Annotated in this window: 20 protein-coding genes and 1 riboswitch; of the genes, 10 read left to right on the forward strand and 10 right to left on the reverse strand. The window is 75.7% G+C overall.

Annotated elements, in window-relative coordinates:
- Positions 1-5: 5 nt before the first annotated feature.
- Genes ACWIYF_RS26390 through ACWIYF_RS26400 form a run of 3 tightly spaced genes read left to right on the forward strand, consistent with a single transcriptional unit; the run spans position 6 to position 1608 of the window.
- Positions 6-422: a PaaI family thioesterase gene (locus tag ACWIYF_RS26390; protein ID WP_448625790.1), complete on the forward strand. Its 417-nt coding sequence runs from the start codon at positions 6-8 to the stop codon at positions 420-422.
- Positions 419-1336 (forward strand): prephenate dehydrogenase/arogenate dehydrogenase family protein, encoded by a 918-nt coding sequence (locus ACWIYF_RS26395; RefSeq protein ID WP_448625791.1) that lies wholly within the window; start codon positions 419-421, stop codon positions 1334-1336. The genes ACWIYF_RS26390 and ACWIYF_RS26395 overlap by 4 nt, the downstream gene beginning before the upstream one ends.
- Before the next feature lie 38 nt (positions 1337-1374).
- Positions 1375-1608 carry a DUF2630 family protein gene (locus tag ACWIYF_RS26400; protein WP_448625792.1) on the forward strand — a complete coding sequence of 78 codons (234 nt, stop codon included), beginning with the start codon at positions 1375-1377 and terminating at the stop codon, positions 1606-1608.
- 4 nt (positions 1609-1612) lie between these two features.
- Here the strand turns inward: ACWIYF_RS26400 and ACWIYF_RS26405 are convergent, their stop codons facing one another.
- The 3 genes from ACWIYF_RS26405 to ACWIYF_RS26415 form a co-directional block, all read right to left on the reverse strand.
- Positions 1613-2758: an RNA polymerase sigma factor gene (locus ACWIYF_RS26405; protein ID WP_448625793.1), complete on the reverse strand. Its 1146-nt coding sequence runs from the start codon at positions 2756-2758 to the stop codon at positions 1613-1615.
- Between the two features lie 18 nt (positions 2759-2776).
- Entirely contained in the window at positions 2777-3184 is a 408-nt protein-coding gene (locus ACWIYF_RS26410; protein WP_448625794.1) for a YciI family protein, read from the reverse strand.
- Between the two features lie 104 nt (positions 3185-3288).
- A complete protein-coding gene (locus ACWIYF_RS26415; RefSeq protein ID WP_448625795.1) occupies positions 3289-4500 on the reverse strand; it encodes a PucR family transcriptional regulator in 1212 nt (403 codons plus the stop codon).
- 264 nt (positions 4501-4764) lie between these two features.
- Here ACWIYF_RS26415 and ACWIYF_RS26420 point away from each other — a divergent pair, with 264 nt between their 5' ends.
- From ACWIYF_RS26420 to ACWIYF_RS26450, 7 genes are all read left to right on the forward strand, one after another.
- On the forward strand, positions 4765-5556 hold the full coding sequence (locus tag ACWIYF_RS26420) for an ABC transporter ATP-binding protein (RefSeq protein ID WP_448625796.1): 792 nt from the start codon (positions 4765-4767) through the stop codon (positions 5554-5556).
- Positions 5549-6313, forward strand: a complete 765-nt coding sequence (locus ACWIYF_RS26425; RefSeq protein ID WP_448625797.1) for an ABC transporter ATP-binding protein — start codon at positions 5549-5551, stop codon at positions 6311-6313. The genes ACWIYF_RS26420 and ACWIYF_RS26425 overlap by 8 nt, the downstream gene beginning before the upstream one ends.
- 30 nt (positions 6314-6343) lie before the next feature.
- Positions 6344-7225: a branched-chain amino acid ABC transporter permease gene (locus ACWIYF_RS26430; RefSeq protein ID WP_448625798.1), complete on the forward strand. Its 882-nt coding sequence runs from the start codon at positions 6344-6346 to the stop codon at positions 7223-7225.
- A 3-nt stretch (positions 7226-7228) separates the two neighbouring features.
- Positions 7229-8386 (forward strand): branched-chain amino acid ABC transporter permease, encoded by a 1158-nt coding sequence (locus tag ACWIYF_RS26435; protein WP_448625799.1) that lies wholly within the window; start codon positions 7229-7231, stop codon positions 8384-8386.
- 99 nt (positions 8387-8485) lie between these two features.
- Entirely contained in the window at positions 8486-9790 is a 1305-nt protein-coding gene (locus ACWIYF_RS26440) for an ABC transporter substrate-binding protein (protein ID WP_448625800.1), read from the forward strand.
- Between the two features lie 226 nt (positions 9791-10016).
- On the forward strand, positions 10017-10166 hold the full coding sequence (locus ACWIYF_RS26445) for a hypothetical protein (protein ID WP_448625801.1): 150 nt from the start codon (positions 10017-10019) through the stop codon (positions 10164-10166).
- 159 nt (positions 10167-10325) lie between these two features.
- A riboswitch (cyclic di-AMP (ydaO/yuaA leader) is annotated at positions 10326-10494 on the forward strand.
- An 8-nt stretch (positions 10495-10502) separates the two neighbouring features.
- A complete protein-coding gene (locus ACWIYF_RS26450; RefSeq protein WP_448625802.1) occupies positions 10503-11678 on the forward strand; it encodes a transglycosylase family protein in 1176 nt (391 codons plus the stop codon).
- 145 nt (positions 11679-11823) lie between these two features.
- Here the strand turns inward: ACWIYF_RS26450 and ACWIYF_RS26455 are convergent, their stop codons facing one another.
- From ACWIYF_RS26455 to ACWIYF_RS26485, 7 genes are read right to left on the reverse strand one after another with little or no spacing between them, the layout of a single operon-like run.
- Positions 11824-12735 (reverse strand): glycosyltransferase family 9 protein, encoded by a 912-nt coding sequence (locus ACWIYF_RS26455; RefSeq protein WP_448625803.1) that lies wholly within the window; start codon positions 12733-12735, stop codon positions 11824-11826.
- A 32-nt stretch (positions 12736-12767) separates the two neighbouring features.
- Positions 12768-14138 carry a D-glycero-beta-D-manno-heptose 1-phosphate adenylyltransferase gene (gene rfaE2, locus ACWIYF_RS26460; RefSeq protein WP_448625804.1) on the reverse strand — a complete coding sequence of 457 codons (1371 nt, stop codon included), beginning with the start codon at positions 14136-14138 and terminating at the stop codon, positions 12768-12770.
- Positions 14135-14803 carry a D-sedoheptulose-7-phosphate isomerase gene (locus tag ACWIYF_RS26465; protein WP_448625805.1) on the reverse strand — a complete coding sequence of 223 codons (669 nt, stop codon included), beginning with the start codon at positions 14801-14803 and terminating at the stop codon, positions 14135-14137. Before ACWIYF_RS26465 ends, rfaE2 begins: the two co-directional genes overlap by 4 nt.
- Positions 14800-16002: a glycosyltransferase gene (locus tag ACWIYF_RS26470; protein WP_448625806.1), complete on the reverse strand. Its 1203-nt coding sequence runs from the start codon at positions 16000-16002 to the stop codon at positions 14800-14802. Before ACWIYF_RS26470 ends, ACWIYF_RS26465 begins: the two co-directional genes overlap by 4 nt.
- Positions 15999-16964 carry a glycosyltransferase gene (locus ACWIYF_RS26475; protein WP_448625807.1) on the reverse strand — a complete coding sequence of 322 codons (966 nt, stop codon included), beginning with the start codon at positions 16962-16964 and terminating at the stop codon, positions 15999-16001. Before ACWIYF_RS26475 ends, ACWIYF_RS26470 begins: the two co-directional genes overlap by 4 nt.
- The gene (locus tag ACWIYF_RS26480) at positions 16961-17959 is read right to left on the reverse strand and encodes a glycosyltransferase family 9 protein (protein WP_448625808.1); all 999 of its coding nucleotides are present in this window, start codon (positions 17957-17959) and stop codon (positions 16961-16963) included. The genes ACWIYF_RS26475 and ACWIYF_RS26480 overlap by 4 nt, the downstream gene beginning before the upstream one ends.
- Entirely contained in the window at positions 17956-19446 is a 1491-nt protein-coding gene (locus tag ACWIYF_RS26485; RefSeq protein WP_448625809.1) for an HAD-IIIA family hydrolase, read from the reverse strand. Before ACWIYF_RS26485 ends, ACWIYF_RS26480 begins: the two co-directional genes overlap by 4 nt.
- Positions 19447-19450: the final 4 nt, after the last annotated feature.

Consider the following 19450-nt stretch of genomic DNA (forward strand, 5'->3'; position numbering starts at 1 on the left):
CGATCATGGACGACGTCCCGGCCGAGCTGTTCGCCCGGCTCGCGGCCGACCCACTGGCCGGGCACCTCGGCATCACGCTGGAGCAGGTCCGCCCCGGCTACGCGCGCGCCTCGATGACCGTCGGGCCGCAGCTGCTCAACGCCGTCGGCATGGCGCACGGCGGGGCCACGATGGCGCTGCTCGACGTCGTCCACGCGGCGGTGAGCAACAGCCACGGCACGGTGGCGATCGCGCAGGACGTGCACACCGAATTCCTCGCCGCCGGCGCCGAGGGCGACCGGCTGGTGGCCGAGGGCGTCGAGGTGCACCGCAGCAACCGCACCGCCGTCTACCGGGTCGAGGCCCGCGCGCAGGACGGCCGGCTGGTCGCGACCGCGCTGGCCCGGGTCTTCCGCACCGACCGCCCGTGGGAGGTGTCGTGACGTCCTTCCCGGTGCCCACCATGCCGGCGCCGCCGGTCTCGGTCGTCGGCCTGGGCCAGCTCGGCGGCTCGCTCGCGGCGGCGCTGGCGGCGGCGGGTCGCCCGGTCACCGGCTGGGACGTCGACCCCGCGGCCCGCGACGCCGCGGCGGCCCGGGGCGTGCGAATGGGGCGGGAGCTGGACGGCGTCGTCGTCCTGGCCGTGCCGCTGCCGGCGATGGGCACCGCGCTCGACGACCTCGCCGTCGCCCCGGACGCGACGATCACCGACCTCGGGTCGGTGAAGGCGCCGGTGCTCGCCGAGCTCGGCGCCCGGTACGGCGGGCGGTTCGTCGGCGGGCACCCGATGTGCGGGACGGAACGGTCCGGCCACGAGGCGACCGACCCCGCCCTGTTCACCGGCGCGCGGTGGGCGGTCTGCCTGGAGCCGGGCACGGACCTCACGCGCTGGCTGCGGGTCGCCGAGGTGGCGCTGCAGGCCGGGGCCGAGGTCGTCCCGGTCACCGCCGCCGAGCACGACGACGCCGTCGCCGCGATCAGCCACGTGCCGCACCTGCTGGCCGCCGCCCTGGCCGCCGCGGCGGGCGAGGCCGGGCCGCTGGCGCTCAACCTGGCCGCCGGCAGCTTCACCAGCGGCACCCGGGTGATCGGCAGCGACCCCGCGTTCGTGACCGCGATGGTCGAGGGCAACGCCGGTCCCACCGCGGCCGCGCTCGACCGGGTGCGGGGGCAGCTCACCCGGCCGTGGCCCGAGCTCGTCGCCGCCGGGCACGCCGTGGCGGCGCGGCCCCGCGGCCGACGGGAGGTCCGCGTGCCGGTCGACCGGCAGGCGCTGCTCGCGCTCGGCCGCGCCGGCGGGGCGGTCACCCGCCGGCTGGCCGCGTTCCTCGAGGGCTGGGTGCCCGAGCAGGCCTGACCGTTTCCGTGGGAGGACCCGAGGGCAGGGAGGACGCCGTGGACGAGAAGGACATCCTGAGCCGGATCTCGGCGCTGGTCGACGAGGAGCACAAGCTCCGGGACAGCGCCGAGCACACCGACGATCAGCGGGCGCGGCTCTCCGAGCTGGAGGCGCACCTCGACCAGTGCTGGGACCTGCTGCGGCAGTGGCGTGCCAAGCGCCAGTACGGCGAGAACCCCGACGAGGCCACGCCCCGCCCCGAGCCCGAGGTGGAGAACTACCTGCAGTAGGGGCTCACCCGCGCAGCCGCGCGTTGAGCCGGGCGGCCTGGCGGGTGAGGTGGTCGCGTTCGGGGAGGTCGGTCGCCGATCGGGCGGCCTCGGCGTAGAGCCGGGCCGCGGTGGCCGGGTCCCCGTCCCGCTCGTGCAGGTACGCCGCGACGGCGGCGGCGCGGGGCAGGGCGGGGTCGAGCTCCGCCAGGGCGGCCAGGCCGGCCCGCGGGCCGTCGGCCTCCCCGACCGCGACGGCCCGGTTGAGGCGGGCGACCGGGCTGCCGGTGAGCCGCACCAGCTCGTCGTACCACTCGACGATCTGCACCCAGTCGGTCTCCGCCGCCGTGCGTGCGTCGGCATGCAGCGCGGCGATGGCGGCCTGGGCCTGGAACTCCCCCAGGCGGTCACGGGCGAGCGCGGCCTGGAGCACGTCGACGCCCTCGGCGATCAGCCGGGTGTCCCACCGGCCGCGGTCCTGGTCGGCGAGGGGCACGAGGCTGCCGTCGGGGCGGGTCCGGGCCGGACGCCGCGCGTGGTGCAGCAGCATGAGCGCGAGCAGGCCGGCCACCTCCGGGTGGTCGATCCGGGCCGCCAGCTGGCGGGTGAGCCGGATCGCCTCGGCGGCGAGGTCGACGTCGCCGGAGTAGCCCTCGTTGAAGACCAGGTAGAGCACGCGCAGCACCGTGGCGACGTCGCCGGGCTGGTCGAACCGGACGCCGGAGACGGTCCGCTTGGCCCGGCTGATGCGCTGGGCCATGGTCGCCTCCGGCACGAGGTAGGCCTGCGCGATCTGCCGCGTGGTCAGGCCGCCGACCGCGCGCAGCGTGAGCGCGACCGCCGAGGCCGGGGACAGGGACGGGTGCGCGCAGAGGAAGTACACCTGCAGCGTGTCGTCCACCGCCCCGGCCGGCCCGGGCGCCGGCTCCGCGTCGACGAACTCCTCGCGCCGCCGCCGGGAGGTGTCGGCGCGGGCGGCGTCGAGGAACCGGCGCCAGGCCACGGTGACCAGCCAGCCCTGCGGGTCCCGGGGCGGGTCGTCCGGCCACACCCGGACCGCTTCGACCAGGGCGTCCTGGACGGCGTCCTCGGCCGCCGCGAAGTCGGCTCCGCGGCGGCCGAGGACCCCGATCACGGTGGGGACGATCGCCCGGAGGAGGGCCTCATCCACTCCGCGGACCACCGTGCGTCACTCCGTGATGGTCTGCGGTGCGCCCAGGAACGGGCGCACCTCGAGCCACTCGTGGATGGGCTTCCCGCCCGCGCCCGGCGCCGCGGACAGCTCGCCGGCCAGCTCGAGCGCCCGCTCGTAGGTGTCGACGTCGATCACCATCCAGCCGGCGATCAGGTCCTTGGTCTCCGCGAACGGGCCGTCGGTGACCGGCGGCCGCCCCTCGCCGTCGTAGCGGACGAAGGTGCCCCTCGGGGAGAGCGCCTGCTCGTCGACGAACTCACCGGTGGCCTCGAGCCGGGTGGCGAAGTCCCGCATGTACTGGACGTGGGCGACCACCTCCTCCGGCGTCCACTGGTCCATCGGCACGTCGTTGACCGCCGCCGGAGCGCCCCGGTAGTGCTTGAGCAGCAGGTACTTCGCCATGGTGTTCTCCCTGGTCGGGTACGGCCCAGTGTGGCCGCGTGCACCCAGGGGACGGAGCCGCGCGCGGGTTCTCGACATCCCACGGCGAGATTTTTTCCCGCCGTTCAGGCGGAGCGGGCAGGGCGGCGCTGCTCGGCGCCCAGCAGCGCGAGCTGCCACTGCAGCCGGGCGCGGGGATCGGTGAGCTTGCGGCCGGTCACCGTCTCGATCCGCCGCAGCCGGTGCATGACCGTGTTCCGGTGGCAGTAGAGCGCGTCGGCGGCCCGCGTCGGCGACCCGTCGGCCGCCAGGAACGCCGCGAGCGTGTCCAGCAGCACCTCGCGCTCGTCGTCGGGCAGCTCGAGCAGCCCGCCGAGGGTCTGGCCGACCAGCCGCGAGCTGATCTCCGGCGAGTTCGACAGCAGTGCCTCGGGCAGCCGGTCGTCGATGGTCACCAGGCGGGGCGCGCCCACGGGCAGCGTGCGGGCGGCGGTCTCGGCCAGCCGGTAGGCGGCCGCGCAGCCGGCGGCGCCGTCGACGACGGCCGAGACGCCGACCGGGCCCAGGGCCAGCGCGGCGAGCCAGGCCTGGACGTCGCCCGGGCAGCGGGAGCCGAGCGCGACGAAGCCGACCTGCGCGCCCGCGCGGGTGCCCCACACCGAGCGCACCCCGCGGCGCAGCAGCGCGCCCGACGGGTCGGCGAGCGCCGCGGCGCCGTCGGGGTCGGGCAGCGCGACCACGGCCAGCAGCCGGCCGGCGAGCGGCACCGCGAGCAGCTCCGAGGCGGTGCGCACGAACGCCGGGTCGCCTCCGCGGCCGTCGAGCAGCCCGTCCAGCACGTGCTGGCGGGCCTCGTCGTCGACGCCGGCCAGCCGGCGCTGCTCCTCGCGGTAGCTCTCGGCCACCGCGCCGCACTCGAGGTCGTTGGACCGCCAGATCGAGCCGGCCACCTCGAGCAGCAGCGGGTCGTGCCCTCGGCCGGCCACCCGGGCGACGTCGAGCAGCCCGTCCCAGATCACCTGCCCGGCGTACCGGTAGGCGCGCAGCACCGCCTCGAGCGGGATGCCCTGCGCGGCCCGGCGCCGGCCCACCTCACGCGCCCACGCCATGGAGGCCCCCCGGGGCAGCGCCCCGATCAGCCCCCGCACGCCCCGCTCGAGCCCCGCCCGGGTCGAGGTGCGCAGCTCGGTCGCCGAGTGCCCGGCGAACTGGCGGTAGGCCGGCTCGTCGCGCAGCAGCAGCTCGATCATCCGGTCGTTCATGTCGCCGAGCCGGCCGAGCAGCAAGGGAGTCAGTTCGACGAGGCGGGCGGTCACTTCCGGGCGGAACGCCTGCACTCGGCCTCCTTCTCGGTGGGGCAGCGCCGCGCACAACGGAGCTGTGCGGAAACTGTGCGGCGAGCCCATTGTGACTGCCCTCACCGGCGGGGAACGTCAGGGGGACGTAGCCGTGACCCAATCGTCGCCGAGCCCTCTCCGGCCGGGCGACCTCCCCGACGAAGAGGAGACATGGGCCTGTTGGCGCAGCCGCCCGAGCGACCTGTCAGTAATACGGAACCGGATCGGCTGGTAGCCGATCGCTCGCCCGGCTCCCGGCTCGAGATGTCCGGGATCACGGTCACCTTCGGCGGCGTCACCGCGCTGTCCGACGTCTCCCTCACCGTCGAGCCCGGCCAGGTGCACGGGCTGATCGGGCCCAACGGCGCGGGCAAGACCACGCTGTTCAACGTCGCCTGCGGGCTGGTCCGCCCGACCGCCGGCCGCATCGTCTGGCGCGGCGCGGAGCAGCGCCGGCTCAAGCCGGCCGCGCTGGCCGGGATGGGCATCGCCCGCACGCTGCAGGGCGTGGGCCTGTTCAACGGCCTGACCGTGCTCGAGAACGTCATGGTCGGCGCCCACAAGCACGCCCGGGCCGGCTTCGCGTCCGCCCTCTTCGGCCTCGGGGAGAAGGACGAGCAGAAGCTGCGCGGCCGCGCGCTGGCCGCCCTCGAGGAGCTCGACGCGGTCGACTACGCCGGCCGCTACCCCGGCAGCCTCCCCTACCCGGTGCAGAAGCGGGTCGCGCTGGCCCGCGCCCTGGTCACCGACCCGGAGCTGCTGCTGCTCGACGAGCCGGCCAGCGGCCTGTCCGAGGAGGAGATGCACGATCTCGGGGACCTGATCGGCGCGCTCCAGTCGCGGATGAGCGTGCTGCTCGTCGAGCACCACATGGACCTGGTCATGCGGGTCTGCGACCGGGTGACCGTGCTCGACTCCGGCCTGCAGATCGCGGCCGGCACCCCGGCGGAGGTCCAGGCCGACCCCGCGGTGACCGAGGCCTACCTGGGCGAGCAGGTCGACGCCGAGGCCGACGCCGCACAGCTCACCGCAGGCGAGGGAGGGTCCCGTGGCTGAGCCGGTCGCCCACGGCAGCACGGCGGTCTCCGGCACGGACGCGGACGGCACCGCCGTCCTGGAGGTCCGCGACCTCACCACCCACTACGGGCCGGTCCGCGCCCTGGACGGCGTCTCGCTGCGCGCCGACCGCGGCCGCATCACCGCCGTGCTGGGCGCCAACGGCGCGGGCAAGACGACGCTGCTGCGCACGGTCAGCGGGCTGATCCGCCCGGTGCGGGGCCAGGTGCTGCTCGACGGCGAGGACATCACCAAGGCCCCGGTCGAGGCGATGGTCGGCAAGGGCATGTCCCACGTGCCGGAGGGCCGGGGCGTCATCGCCGAGCTCACCGTCGACGAGAACCTCCGCGTCGGGGCGCTGTTCCGCGGCAAGCCGCCGAAGGAGGAGTTCGACCGGGTCTACGACCTGTTCCCGCGGCTGGCCGAGCGCCGCACGCAGCCGGCGCACAACCTCTCCGGCGGCGAGCGGCAGATGCTCGTCGTGGGCCGCGCGCTGATGGCCCGGCCGCGGGTGCTGCTCCTGGACGAGCCGTCGCTCGGGCTGGCGCCGCGGATCGTGGCGCAGATCTTCGGGCTGGTCCGGCACCTGGTCGACACCGAGGGCCTGTCGGTGCTGCTCGTCGAGCAGAACGCCCGGAGCGCCTTGTCGGTCGCCGACGTCGGCGTAGTGCTCAACCTCGGCCGCGTCGTCGTCACCGACTCCGCCCGGACCCTCATGGCCGACGAGGACCTCCGGCACGCCTACCTCGGCTTCTGACTCCGGCGACCAGGAAGGCAGCGCTTCTCCGTGCAGCAGTTCATCACCCTCACCGTCGCGGGTGCGGTCCAGGGCGCGATCTTCGCGGCCTTCGCCCTCGCGCTGGTCCTCATCTGGCGGTCCACCCGGATCGTCAACTTCGCGCAGGGCGCGATGGCGGCGGCGACGACGTTCATCGCGCTCGCGCTGATCGAGGCCGGCCAGTCCTACTGGGTCGCCGTCCTCGTGGCGCTGGTCAGCGGCTTCGTGCTCGGGGCGGTGATCGAGCGGGTGGTGATCCGCCCCGTGGAGGGCGGCCCGGAGCTCAACGCGGTCATCGTCACCCTCGGCCTGTTCATCGCGATCCAGGCGGCCATCGGGATCATCTTCGGCAACAACGAGCGGGCCTTCCCGCCGCCGTTCGGCCGGGTGGGATTCACCGTGGGCGGCACCAACATCGCGCTCACGCCCAACAACCTCTACACGCTCGGCGGGGTCCTGCTGACCCTCGCGCTGCTGATCGTGCTGTTCCGCTACACCCGCGTGGGGCTGGCCATGCGCGCCTCCGCCTTCGGCCAGGAGGTCGCCCGGCTGCTCGGCGTCAAGGTGGGCCGGATGCTCACCCTCGGCTGGGCGCTGGCCGCGGTGGTCGGCGCGATCTCCGGCGTGCTCATCGCCGGCGAGGGCTCGTCGCTGACGCCGACGTTCATGGACGCGCTGATCGTCTACGGCTTCGTGGCCGCCGTCCTCGGCGGGCTGGACTCGCCGATCGGCGCGGTGGTCGGCGGCGTCGCGCTGGGCCTGCTGCTCGGCTACGTGCGCGGCTACCTCGGCGACGAGGTGGTCAGCCTGGCGGCGCTGGTGATCCTGGTCGTCGTCCTCCTGGTCCGCCCCGGCGGGTTGTTCAGCAGCGCCAAGGCCCGGAGGGCATGACCGATGAGTGACCTGCAGACCCCCGGACAGGCGACGGACGACGCCCCCACGGTCGCGACCGCGGCGGCCGACGCACCCACCGCCACGGCCGGCGGACGGCGGCGGAAGTGGGGCCTGCCCCAGGCGGCCCTGCCCCGGCACGCGCTGCTGCTCCTGCTGGCGCTGATCGCCGGGATGCTCCTGATCGAGGTGACCGACCGGTTCACCCACACGCAGATCGCCCAGGTCGGGTTCTACGCGGTGGCCGCGGCCGGCCTGACGCTGCTGACGGGCGTCAACGGGCAGATCTCCCTCGGCCACGGCGCCCTCATGGCGGTCGGCGCCTACACCACGGCGCTGTTCTTCGAGCACCAGGAGAACCCGTGGCCGCTCCCGGTGATCTTCCTGATCGCCGCGGCGCTCACCACCGTCGTCGGCGCGGTGGTCGGCGTGGCGGCGGCGCGGCTGCACGGGCCCTACCTCGCCGGCGCGACCCTCGCCCTCGCCGTCGGCCTGCCCGGCCTCGCCCTCGTCTTCCCCGAGACCCTCGGCGGCAACCAGCCGATCACCTACCGCCGGCCGGAGCCGCCGGAGTGGTGGCAGGACTTCTCGTTCTTCCTGTCGGGGACGCAGCCGACGAACCAGAAGTGGCAGGCCTACCTCGGCCTGATCTGCGTGTTGATCACGTTCTTCCTGCTGGCCAACCTGGTGCGCAGCCGGATCGGCCGCACCTGGCGGGCGGTCCGTGACCAGGAGGTGGCCGCCGAGCTGGCCGGCATCCGGCTGGGGCACTGGCGGGTGCTGGCCTTCGTGGTCAGCTCCGCCTGCGCCGGGCTCGCCGGCGCGCTGCTGGCCTTCGTCCTCGGCTCGGTGTCGGCGCTGTCGTTCACGCTCGTCCTCTCGCTGTCGCTGCTGACCGCGATCGTCATCGGCGGGCTGGGCAGCATGCTCGGCGCGCTGCTCGGCGCGGTGATGCTGGTGTTCCTCCCCGAGCTGGCCCGCAACACGGGATCGAGTCTGAACCTCAGCGACACCGAGGCCGCGCAGCTGTCCCCGCTGGTCTACGGGATCGTGCTGATCGTCGTCATGCTCTTCGCCCCCGCCGGCCTGGTCGGGACCATCCGGCTGCGCTGGCTGTCGGCACGGGCGAAGCGCGCCGGTGCGCGCGCCGGCAGGGGGTGAGGGCCCTCGGCCGTCCTCCGCTCCGCCATTCCAGACCTCCGGGCAGCGGTGCCCGGATCGCACAGAGGAGAACAATTGCGCACATCCTCACGGCGCCTCGTGTCATTCCTGACCGCGGCCACCGTTGCCTCCGCCCTCGCCGCCTGCGGCGCGGGCGAGAGCCGCGACAGCGGTGACGACACCGGCGGGGCCAACGAGGCCTCGGACATCGGCATCACCGAGGACAGCATCAAGATCGGCGCCCACTACCCGCTGACCGGTGTCGCGGCGCCCGGCTACAGCGAGATCCCGACCGGCGTCCAGGCGTACTTCGACTGGGTCAACGAGAACGGCGGCGTCAACGGGCGGCAGATCGAGTACGTCTACCGGGACGACGGCTACAACCCGACCAACACCGCGTCGGTGGTCAACGAGCTCGTCCTCGAGGAGGAGGTCTTCGCGATCGCGGGTGGCCTCGGCACGCCCACGCACAGCGCCGTCCTCGACTTCCTCAACGGCGAACAGGTGCCCGACCTGTTCGTCTCCTCCGGCTCGCTGCTCTGGGACAACCCGGAGGAGAACCCGTACACGTTCGGCTGGCAGCCGGACTACGAGATCGAGGGCAAGATCATCGGCAACTACATCGCCGAGAACTTCCCGGATGCGAAGGTGGGGCTGTTCCTGCAGGCCGACGACCTCGGCGAGGACGGCGAGAAGGGCGTCCGCCAGTACCTCGACGCCCAGATCGTCGACGTGCAGACCTACGTCCCCGGCAACACCGACATCACCGCGCAGATCGCCGCACTGCAGGCCGCCGGCGCCGACTTCGTCGTCGGTTTCAACGTGCCCAGCTACACGGCGATCGCGCAGCTGACCGCGCTGCGCCTGGGCTACAAGCCGCAGTGGTTCTACTCGAACATCGGCTCGGACCCGCAGCTGGTCGGCGCGCTGCTGGCCAACTTCTCGCAGGGCCAGGTCAGCGACGCCAGCCTGCTCAACGGGGCGTTCACCACGGAGTACCTCAACGGCGTGGACGTGCCGGACGACCCGTGGGTGCAGCAGTGGCAGGAGATCTGGGACGCCTCCGGCCAGGAGGGCGAGCTGACCAACTTCCGCGTCTACGGCATGGCCCAGGCCTACACCGTGGTGCAGGCGCTGCTCGCGGCCGGGCAGAACCCGACCCGCGACAGCCTGGTCGAGGCGATCGAGGAGAACGGCCAGGACTGGGAGGGCCCCTGGCTGGCGCCCTTCCGGTACTCCGCCGACCGGCACGCCGGCATCAGCGGCGTGAAGGTCGTCCAGCTCAACGGGCTGGTCGGCGAGGACCAGACCGGCGTCCTGACCACCGACAACGGCGACGCCGAGATCGAGGAGTCCGACGGCGAGGCCAGCGACGTGCCGGAGAACGGGATCCCAGAGGCCTGACCGGCCGTACCGCACCACCGCACGACGCGACGGGCCGTCGGCTCCCCACCCGGGAGCCGGCGGCCCGTCCGCACGAGCGGGGAGGGCACGTCGGCCCCGGCGGACGGGGCAGCCCTCCGGGGGCGGCCGCCTGGTCCGGGTCGGCGGCCTCGGAGGCCCGCACGCCGTCCGCCACGATCGAGAGCGAGCATGGGCACTGCGCGCCGAGGCGGACTCGGAGCGGCCGGTGAAGGCGATCGGGGTGGCGCTGGGGCCGGACGCCGACCTCGACGTGCTGCGGCAGATACCCGAGGCCACGGGCGGCGCGGCCTACTCCGCGGAGGACCCGGCCGACCTGCAGGACGTGCTCTACGACGCGATACGCCAGCGGCAGTGAGCTGACCCGCATTTCGGCGAGCGGTGTCGCCGTCACCTGCCGTTTCCCGGTCGGTGGCACCGGATGTGGCGTCCATCACGGCGACAATGCACATAACGGGACGTAGCGTTTTGGCTGCGCTCAGCAAACAAGGAGCGCGGAGCCGGTCCGCCAAACCCTGCCCACCGGCTGCCATCCCGAACAGTTCAGGGCAGGGGTGGGGGACCCACTTTCCACGGCGCGCCACGGCCTCGGGCCGCGCGCCTCGGGGTGAAGCCGCGCGACCCGCGGCCGGGCACCGATCGCCCGAACCCGACAGCTCACCTCGCCGGCGGTGATCGGAGATCACCACACACCATGGCCAAGCACCGCGCGCCCCGCTACGTCCGCACCAAGAAGGTCATCGCCCGCGCCCCCGTCGCCGCCGGCGCCACCGTCGTCGGCATCGGCGTCCTGAGCTCCCCGGCCCAGGCCTCCACCACCCACGACTGGACCGGCGTCGCCGAGTGCGAGTCGGGCGGCAACTGGAGCATCAACACCGGCAACGGCTACTTCGGCGGCCTGCAGTTCAGCCAGTCCACCTGGGCCGCCTTCGGTGGCACCGACCTCGCCCCCCGCGCCGACCTGGCGACCCCCGCCCAGCAGATCCAGATCGCCGAGGAGGTGCTCGCCGGGCAGGGCATCGGCGCGTGGCCGACCTGCGGCAAGCGCCTGACCGACGGCACCACCGCGGCCGCCGCCGAGGCAGCCCCGGCCCCGGCTGCGGCGGCCCCCGCTCCGGCCGACGCGGCCGCCGAGAAGGACGCCGCCGAGAAGGACACCGCCGACACCGCCGCCGCCCCGAGCGACGGAGCTCCGGCCGGCGACTACACGGTCGAGCCCGGCGACACGGTCGCGAAGATCGCCGCCGCGCACAGCGAGCCGTGGCGCGAGCTCTACCAGCGCAACGCCGGCGTCATCGGCGGCAACCCGAACCTGATCTTCCCGGGCCAGGTGCTGCTGACCTCCGGCTCGGCGCAGGCCGCTCCCGAGGCCGCTACCGACGCCGCGGCGCCGGTCGTCGCCGCTCCCGTTGTCACCGCCCCGGCCGTGGCGCCCATGGAGGTGGCGCCCGCCGCCGCTCCCGTCGCCGCCCCCGCGCCGGAGGCCGCCGCCGCACCGGCCACGACCACCGCGACGATCACCAACACCGCCGGCGCCATCAAGCCGCAGGCACAGGCGGCCGCCGACGCGGTCGTCTCCAACGTGCCCGGCGCCGACGCCATCACCCTCGGCGGCACCCGGGCCAGCGCGCGGGACCCGCACGGCCACCCGTCCGGCCTGGCGATCGACTACATGGTCATGAGCGACGCGGCCCTCGGTGACGCGATCGTCGCCTACCACCTCGCCCACTGGGACGAGCTCGGCGTCGAGTACGTCATCTGGCAGCAGCGGATCCTGACCTCGCCGACCGGCGCCTGGAAGCAGATGGCCGACCGCGGCAGCGCCACGCAGAACCACATGGACCACGTCCACGTGAACTACGGCGGCTGAGCCGCGCGGGAGGCCGAACGGTCTTCCGCCGACCCCGGACCGCCCCGCCCGCATCCCGCGGCCGGGGCGGTCCGTCGATTCCGGGGCAAGACCGGCCGGCCGGGTGCCGCCGCCTGACCGGACCTTTCTGTACAGAAAGCCCCGGTCAGACCCGGGCGAGCAGGCCGTCGAGGGCGGCGGTCACCTCGTCGACGGTCACCTTCGCCAGGGCCGGGTCCAGCTCGGTGCCCCATGGGTCGCCGGTTCCGTCGCCGTGCCAGAGGACGACGTGCTGCTCCCGCGGCGGCGGCCCCCACAGCGCCGGGGACACCGGGCCGAACAGCACCACCGACGGGCGCCGGTAGGCGGTGGCCAGGTGCGCCACGCCGGTGTCGCCGCTGACGACCACGCGGGCGGCCGCGACCACCGCGGCCAGCTCGAGCGACGACGTCCGTCCCGCGAGGACGGCGTCCGCCCCCAGCCCGGCCCCCTCGGCAACGGCGCGGGCCAACGGCTCCTCCGCCGGCCCGCCGGTGATCCGGACGTCGTGCCCGGCGCGCGCCAGGGAGCGGGCGACCGCGGCGAACCGGTCGGGCGGCCACCGGCGCCCGGGAAACGCCGCGCCGGGGTGGATCACGGCGGCCTCGGTCACCGGCGGGAGCACGGCCGGGACGGCGAGGTCGAGGGCGTCGGGGTCGGCGGGGACGCCGAGCCCCTCGGCGACCAGCCGGCACCAGCGGTGCACCTCGTGCTCGTCGGGCCGCCAGATCGGGCCGGGGTAGCCCGGGCTGGCGAAGGTCAGCAGCCGGTCGGGATGCAGCTGGTCGACGATCACGTGCGACGCCGGGCCCTTGCCGTGCAGGTCGACGGCCAGCTCGGGCGGCGGGCGGTCCCAGTCCAGCGGCTCCAGCTCGCACGCCGGCAGCACCTCGTCGACGGCGTCGATCAGCTCGGCCAGCGGCTGGAGAGCGGCCGTCGTCGCCAGGACGAGGTGGTGTTCAGGGACGGCGGCCCGGATCGCCCGGATCGCCGGCACGCCGGTGAGCAGGTCCCCGAGCCCCAGCGGTCTGAGGACCACCGCCGTGCGCGCTTTGTCGCGATCAAGCACCACTAGACGCGGGAGCGCTCGACCAGCGCGGTCGTCGAGTGCCCGTCGAGGTACGGCAGGACGACGGCCTGCCCGCCCCAGCGCCGCAGGACGGCGGCCTCGGGCAGGTCGGCGCCGGCGTAGTCCCCGCCCTTGGCCCAGACGTCGGGGCGCAGCCGGTCGAGGATCTCCGCCGGGGTGTCCTCGTCGAAGACGACGACGGCGTCGACGAACTCCAGCGCCTCCAGCACCCGCGCCCGGTCCGGGGCGCTCACCAGCGGCCGCGACGGCCCCTTGAGCCGGCGCACCGAGTCGTCGGAGTTGATGCAGACGACCAGGCAGTCGCCGAGCCCGCGGGCGGCGCGCAGCGTCGCCACGTGGCCGGGGTGCAGCAGGTCGAAGCAGCCGCCGGTGGCGACGACGGTCCCCCCTCCGGCCCGCACCCGGGCGAGCAGCGCGTCGACCGACGAGTCCGCCACGGGGGCCGGCTCCTCGACCGCGGCGTCCCAGGCGGACGCCCCGCCGCGCGCGACGAACGCCGAGGCCGCGGCGACCGCGGCGGCCACCGCCTCGCCGGTCACCGCGCCGTCGGCCAGGGCCAGCGCTGCCGCGGCGGCGAAGGAGTCGCCGGCACCGCACGGGTCGCCGCCGGTCAAGGCCACCGCCGGCACGACCATCGGCGCGCCCTCGCCGTAGGAGAGCAGCGCGCCGCGGGAGCCGAGGGTCACCGCGACCGCGCCCACGCCCCAGTGCCGGATCAGCGCCTCGGCCCGGGCGCCGACCGCGGCCAGCCCGTCGCCGGTGGCTCCGCACCCGGCCTCGGCGGCCACCCGGGCGGCCTCCGAGCCGTTCGGCGTCACCAGCCGCGCGGTCGGCACCGGGTCGGCGCCGCGCGGGTGCGGGTCCCACACGACCGGCCCGCCGGCCTCGGCCAGCGCCGCGCGCACGTCCGCGGCCGCCGTCGTCCCCCGGCCGTAGTCGGCGACGAGCACCGCGGCGGCCGACCGGATCGCCTCGGCGGCCTCGGCCGGCAGCGGGCCCAGCGTGGCCACCGGGCTGCCGCTGTCGATCCGCACGACCGAGTGGTCGCCCACCCGCACCCGCTGCTTGACCGCGGTGCCGCCGGACGACGGGATCGCCACCAGCCGCACCCGCCCGGCCAGCAGCGCGCGCAGCCGGTCGGCGCCCTCGTCGGAGTCGACCGGCGCGACCAGCACGACCTCCCGCCGGGTGGCCGCCGCGGCGACGACCGCGGCCAGCGCCGCGCCGCCGGGGCGCTCGCGGCGCTCGACGTCCTCGACGACCGGCACCGGCGCGTCGGGGGTGAGCCGGGACGCCGTCCCGACCAGGTCGACGTCGAGCAGGGCGTCGCCGATGACGACCAGCGGCCTCATTCGACGACCTGCACGCGGTTGGCGGTCGACACCCGGGCCGGCTCGCTGAGCACCGCCGCGTCGAAGGCGGCGCAGATCAGGTGCAGGCCGACCAGGTGGCACTCCTGCACGGTCGCGGTCCAGGGCGAGTCGATGCAGACCGCCTCGTCCGCGGCCGCGGCCAGCGGGTTGGGCGCCGGGCCGGTCATGGCCAGCACGGTGATGCCGCACTCGCGCGCCCGCCGGGCGGCGGCCACCGCGTTGGGCGACCGGCCGGACGTCGACAGCAGCACGAGGACGTCGCCGGCCCGGCCGTGCGCCTCCACCTGGCGGGCGAACAGCTCGTCGGCCGGGTAGTCGTTGGCGATCGCGGTGAGGCTGGACGTCTCCGCGGTCAGGCAGATCGCCGAGAACGGCGGCCGGTCGGCGCGGTAGCGGCCGACCAGCTCGGCGGTCAGGTGCTGCGCCTGGGCGGCGCTGCCGCCGTTGCCGGCCGCGAGCAGCCGCCCGCGCCCGGCGCCGCAGAGCACGTCGGCGAGCAGCCGGCCCCAGCGGTCGAGGATGTCGAGCTGCCCGTTCAGCGAGCGCAGGGCGGCGGTCAGCGACGCGACGTGATCGGCGCCGGTCAGGTGGGTGCAGGAGTCCGGCGAGACGACCTCGCCGTACGAGTGCGGCGCCACGGTCATCGGGCGACCTCCACGAGTCGGGGGGCGGACAGGACCTGGCGGTACACGGCCTCCGTGTCGGCGACGACGCGGCTCCAGCGGTAGCGGGCCCGCGGGCGTTTCACGCCGGCGGCGCCGTAGGCGGCGCGGCGCTCGGCGTCGGCGAGCAGTGCGCCGGTCACCTCGGCCAGCCGCTCGGGGTCACGGGGGGGCACGAGATCGCCGGTGACGCCCTCGGCCACGCTGTCGACCAGCCCGCCGACGGCGGTGGCGACCACCGGCCGCCCGCAGGCCATGGCCTCCAGCGGGGTGATGCCGAACGGCTCGTACCAGGGGACGGCGAGCACCACGTCGGCCGACCGGATCCAGGCCGGCACCTCGGCGCGGGACACCGAGCCGGTGAAGCAGACGCGGTCGGCCACCCCCAGCTGCCCCGCCACCGACCGCAGGTGCGCCACGAACGGGTCGTCGTCCAGCCGGTCGGCCGGCGGCCCGCCGACGACGACCAGCTCGGCGTCCGGGATCCCGGCCAGCGCACGGACGGCGTCCTCCTGCCCCTTGCGTTCGACCAGCCGGCCGAGGACGAGCAGCCGGGGGCGAGCGGAGCGAGCCGCAACAGGCCCTCGGGGTGTGAAGACAGCGGTGTCGACGCCGCAGGGCACGATCGAGGCGCGGTCGGTGGGCAGGCCCAGGCGGCGCAGCTCGAACACCTCGTCGGAGCAGGTGGCCACGACGTGGCTGACGTTGCGGCACAGCGCCCGCTCCAGCTCGACCCGCTGCGGCGGCGAGGTGTCCGCGGCGCCCTGGTGCCGGCGCTTGACCGAGCCGAGCGCGTGGAAGGTCTGCACGACCGGCAGCGAGCCGCGCGCGGCCACCGAGGCCAGCCCGCTCATCCAGAAGTGCGCGTGCACGAGGTCCGGCGGCTGCTCGGCCCAGGTGCGGCGCAGGAACGAGGCGAACTCCGGCATGTGCCGCAGCAGGTCGTCCTTGGGCAGTACCGCCGCCGGGCCGGCCGGCACGTGCGCCACCTCGTACCCGTCGGCCGTGGCGACCCGGTCGGGCAGGTCCGGGTCGTCGCGCCGGGTGAACACGGTGACCTCGTGCCCGCGCCGGGCCAGGCCTGCCGCCAGCGCGGCGACGTGCACGTTCTGACCGCCGGCGTCCACGCCGCCGATGGCGGCGAGGGGACTGGCGTGCTCCGATACGAGATCGATCTTCACCGGGTCACCTCCTCGAGCAGCACATCCCAGTCACGGAGGAACCGGGGAAGCCCGTAGCGCTCCAGCGCGGCGGCGCGCGCCGCCTTGCCGGCCAGCCGGGCGGCGTCCTCGTCGTGCACGAACTCCCGGACGGCGCCCCACAGCCGCTCCGGGTCCGTCGAGAGCACGCCGGCCTCCGCCGGCACCGCCTCGACCGCTTCGGTGGTGGCCAGCCCGACGACCGGCATGCCCAGGTGCATCGCCTCGAGCAGCGAGAGCCCCAGCGAGGTCCAGCGGACCGGGTGCACGTACACCCGGCGGCGGGCCAGCTCGGCGTGCATCGCGGCCTGCGGCGGGTCGTCGTGCAGCGTGACCCGATCCGGGTCGAGGCCGTACTGCTCGTGCAGCCCGGCGAGCCCCATGCCGAACACGTCGACCGGCGCGGCCGCGGCCAGCCCGGGCAGCAGGTCGGCGCCGACGTAGCGGCCGCGGCGGACCGGCTCGTTGGTGACCACGGCGGCCCGCGCCAGCTCGCCGGTGTACCGCTCGCCCGGGTCCGGGATGCCGTGCTCGATGACCGTCGTCGGCGCCCGGCCGTTGTCGTAGAACAGCCGGTTGAAGTGCGTGACGTGGGCGATCGGGATGTCGCCGCGGTCGGCCAGCGGGTGCCGGGTGTTCGGCACGCCGCCGTCGGGGGCGTTGTGCTCGAGGAAGACGGCGGGCAGGTCGCGGCCGGGCTCGCGGCCGAGCCACTCGCGGACCAGCTCGAGGTCGCGCATCCGCTGCAGGACGACGACGTCGGCGTCCTCCGCGCGCAGCTGCGCAGGCGTCACCTCACGGGCCGACGCCGGCCAGTCCCAGGTGCGGGCGCGGCCGAGACCGTCGGGCCCGCGGTCCGGCGTCACCGGGATGAGGTACTCGTGGTCCCCCTCCACGAACGCCGTCGTCCACGAACCGTGCACGTGCCAGAGCAGGACCTTCACGCACTCACCAGCTTCCCGACCGCGGCGACGACGTCGGCGGGGCTGACCGACGACAGGCAGGGGTGGCCGGGCACGGGGCACTCGCGGGCCCGGGTGCCGGCGCAGGCCGCGCTCTGGTCGCCGAGCAGCACGGTGGGGACGCCGTAGGGCGCCCACCGCTCCGCCGGGACGACCGGGGAGAAGAGCGAGACGACGGGGGTGCCGACCGCGGCGGCCAGGTGCGCCGGGCCGGTGTTGCCTACTACGACGGCGGCCGCGCCGTCGAGCAGCGCGGCCATCTCGGCCAGCGAGGTGTCTCCACCGAGGTCGACGCCGCGGCGACCGGCGACGAACGCGGTGAGCTCCCGCTCGCCCGGCCCTCCGGTGACCAGCACGCGGTGGCCGGCGCCGGCGAGGGCCTCGACCGCCTCCGCGCAGTGCGCGGCCGGCCAGGCGCGGGCGGGCACCGAGGCGCCGGGGTGCAGCACCACGTAGCCCGGCTCGTGGGCGATCGGCGGCAGCGGGCGGCGCACGGCCAGCCGGCCGTCGTCGCCGTCCGGGAGCTCGAAGCCGGCCGCGCGGGCGAGGGAGAGCGCCCGCTCGGGCTCGGGCAGATCGTCGTCGACCCGGTGCCGGACGTCGAGCAGCGCGCCCGGGTAGTCGACGCTGATCGCGGAGAGGTGCGGCACGCCGGCGGCGCGCAGCAGCAGCGCCAGCGGCAGCGGCGACTGGTGGAACGACGTGGAGATCACCGCGGCGTCCGGACCCAGGACGCGGACCCGCTCGGTCAGGGCGGCGAGGTCGGCCGGGTCGACCGCCGGCGGCTCGCCGAGGATCCACGGGCACGCCCAGGTCCAGACCTCGTCGACGCCGGGCAGCAGCCGGGCCGCCTCCGCCCCGTCCGGCCCGGCGAGGAACACGACCCGGTCGGCGCCGGCCGCGACCGCGCGGACCAGGGGGCCCTGCAGCAGCACGTCGCCGGCGTTGTCGAGCCGGGCGACCAGCACGGTGCTCACCAGGCACCGGCCAGGACGTCGTCCACCGCGGCGGTCAGGGTCGCGGCGGTGCGCGCGGCGGCGGCTACCTCGGCTCGCCGGGTGACCGGGGTGGGCACCATGATCCCGGTCGCGCCGGCGGCGGCCGCGGCGTCGACGTCGGCGCCGATGTCACCGATGACGATGGTGCGGGCCGGGTCGACGTCGAGCGCGGCGCAGGCGTCCTTGACCATGCCCGGCGCCGGCTTGCGGCAGGCGCACCCGTCGTCCGGGCCGTGCGGGCAGTACCGGATCACGTCGAACGGCCCGAGCAGCTCCTCGAGCCGGGCGTTGCACGCCGCCACCTGCTCCTCGGTGATGATCCCGCGCGCGACGCCGGACTGGTTGCTGACCACGCCCACCCGCACGCCGCGGGCGCGCAGCCGGTCCAGCGCCTCCTTCGCGCCGTCGACCGGCCGCACCCAGTCCGGATCGCCGTTGTACGGGAAGTCGTGCACGAGCGTGCCGTCGCGGTCGAACAGCACCAGGTCGGGCAGCCCGCGCCACGGCCGGACCGCGCGGTGCCGCACGACGCCCCTCAGCCAGTGCCAGGTGGCCAGCGCCGGGATGGCGGCCGACGTCACGGCCATGGTGGCCACTTCGGCCCTCGTGCGCGGGCCGGGCTCGATCCGGCGCCAGGCGAACTCGGCGGTGCCGGCCAGCCAGGCGCCGACCGCCAGTGCGGCGGCGCGCGGCCGGCGGGCCGCGGCGAGGACGAGGGCCGCGACGCCGGCGGCGGTCACCGCCAGGTGCTGGGGACGGCGGCCCAGCGGTGCGTCCGCCCGCTGCCGCCAGTCCGGCCCGTGCAGCCGGCGCATGAGGACGTCGTCGGCGTTGCCGGCCTGCACGCGCAGGCTGACCCAGCGGTCGACCGGCCGGACGGGGTGGGTGATCCGGCGTTGGCCGCGGACCAGCCGGGCGCCGGTGTCCATGACCCGCAGCGCGAGGTCGGAGTCCTCGCGGAAGGCGCGCGGGAATCGCTCGTCGAAGCCGCCGACGCGGGCCAGCGCGGCGCGGCGGTAGGCGAGGTCGGCGGTGATCCAGCTGCTGGTGGCCAGGCCGGCGGTGCCGCGCTCCCAGTCGGTGGGCCTGCGGTCCTCGGGCAGCGGCACCCGCACGCGGCCCTGGCTGCCGGCGACGTCGGCCGGCAGCTGCGCGAGGTCCCGGTCCAGCCGCTCGTACCAGTCGGCGTCGGGGACGACGTCGTCGTCGAGGAAGGCGATCCACTCGGTGCGGGCGGTGCGCCAGCCGAGGTTGCGGGCGCGGGCCGGGCCGCCGCCGCCGGTGCGGACCACCCGCGTCGGCGGCAGCCCGGGACGGTCGACGGTCAGCGGCTCCCCGGCGGGCCGGTCGTCGACGACGAGCAGCTCGGCCGGGCGCGGGCCCCGCGCGGTGGCCAGGGCGTCGAGCAGCACGTCCAGCGAGGGCCGGCCGATGGTCGGCACCACGACGGTGCACTGCCCGAGCATGATC

The sequence above is a fragment of the Geodermatophilus sp. URMC 64 genome (assembly GCF_053502555.1).

Bases quoted from the DNA above. Each gene is read 5' to 3' on its own strand.
- ACWIYF_RS26435 (WP_448625799.1), top strand. From the start codon at position 7,229: ATGAGTGACCTGCAGACCCCCGGACAGGCGACGGACGACGCCCCCACG.
- rfaE2 (WP_448625804.1), bottom strand. From the start codon at position 14,138: ATGAGGCCGCTGGTCGTCATCGGCGACGCCCTGCTCGACGTCGACCTG.
- ACWIYF_RS26465 (WP_448625805.1), bottom strand. From the start codon at position 14,803: ATGACCGTGGCGCCGCACTCGTACGGCGAGGTCGTCTCGCCGGACTCC.
- ACWIYF_RS26450 (WP_448625802.1), top strand. From the start codon at position 10,503: ATGGCCAAGCACCGCGCGCCCCGCTACGTCCGCACCAAGAAGGTCATC.
- ACWIYF_RS26420 (WP_448625796.1), top strand. From the start codon at position 4,765: ATGTCCGGGATCACGGTCACCTTCGGCGGCGTCACCGCGCTGTCCGAC.
- ACWIYF_RS26410 (WP_448625794.1), bottom strand. From the start codon at position 3,184: ATGGCGAAGTACCTGCTGCTCAAGCACTACCGGGGCGCTCCGGCGGCG.
- ACWIYF_RS26485 (WP_448625809.1), bottom strand. From the start codon at position 19,446: ATGCTCGGGCAGTGCACCGTCGTGGTGCCGACCATCGGCCGGCCCTCG.
- ACWIYF_RS26390 (WP_448625790.1), top strand. From the start codon at position 6: ATGGACGACGTCCCGGCCGAGCTGTTCGCCCGGCTCGCGGCCGACCCA.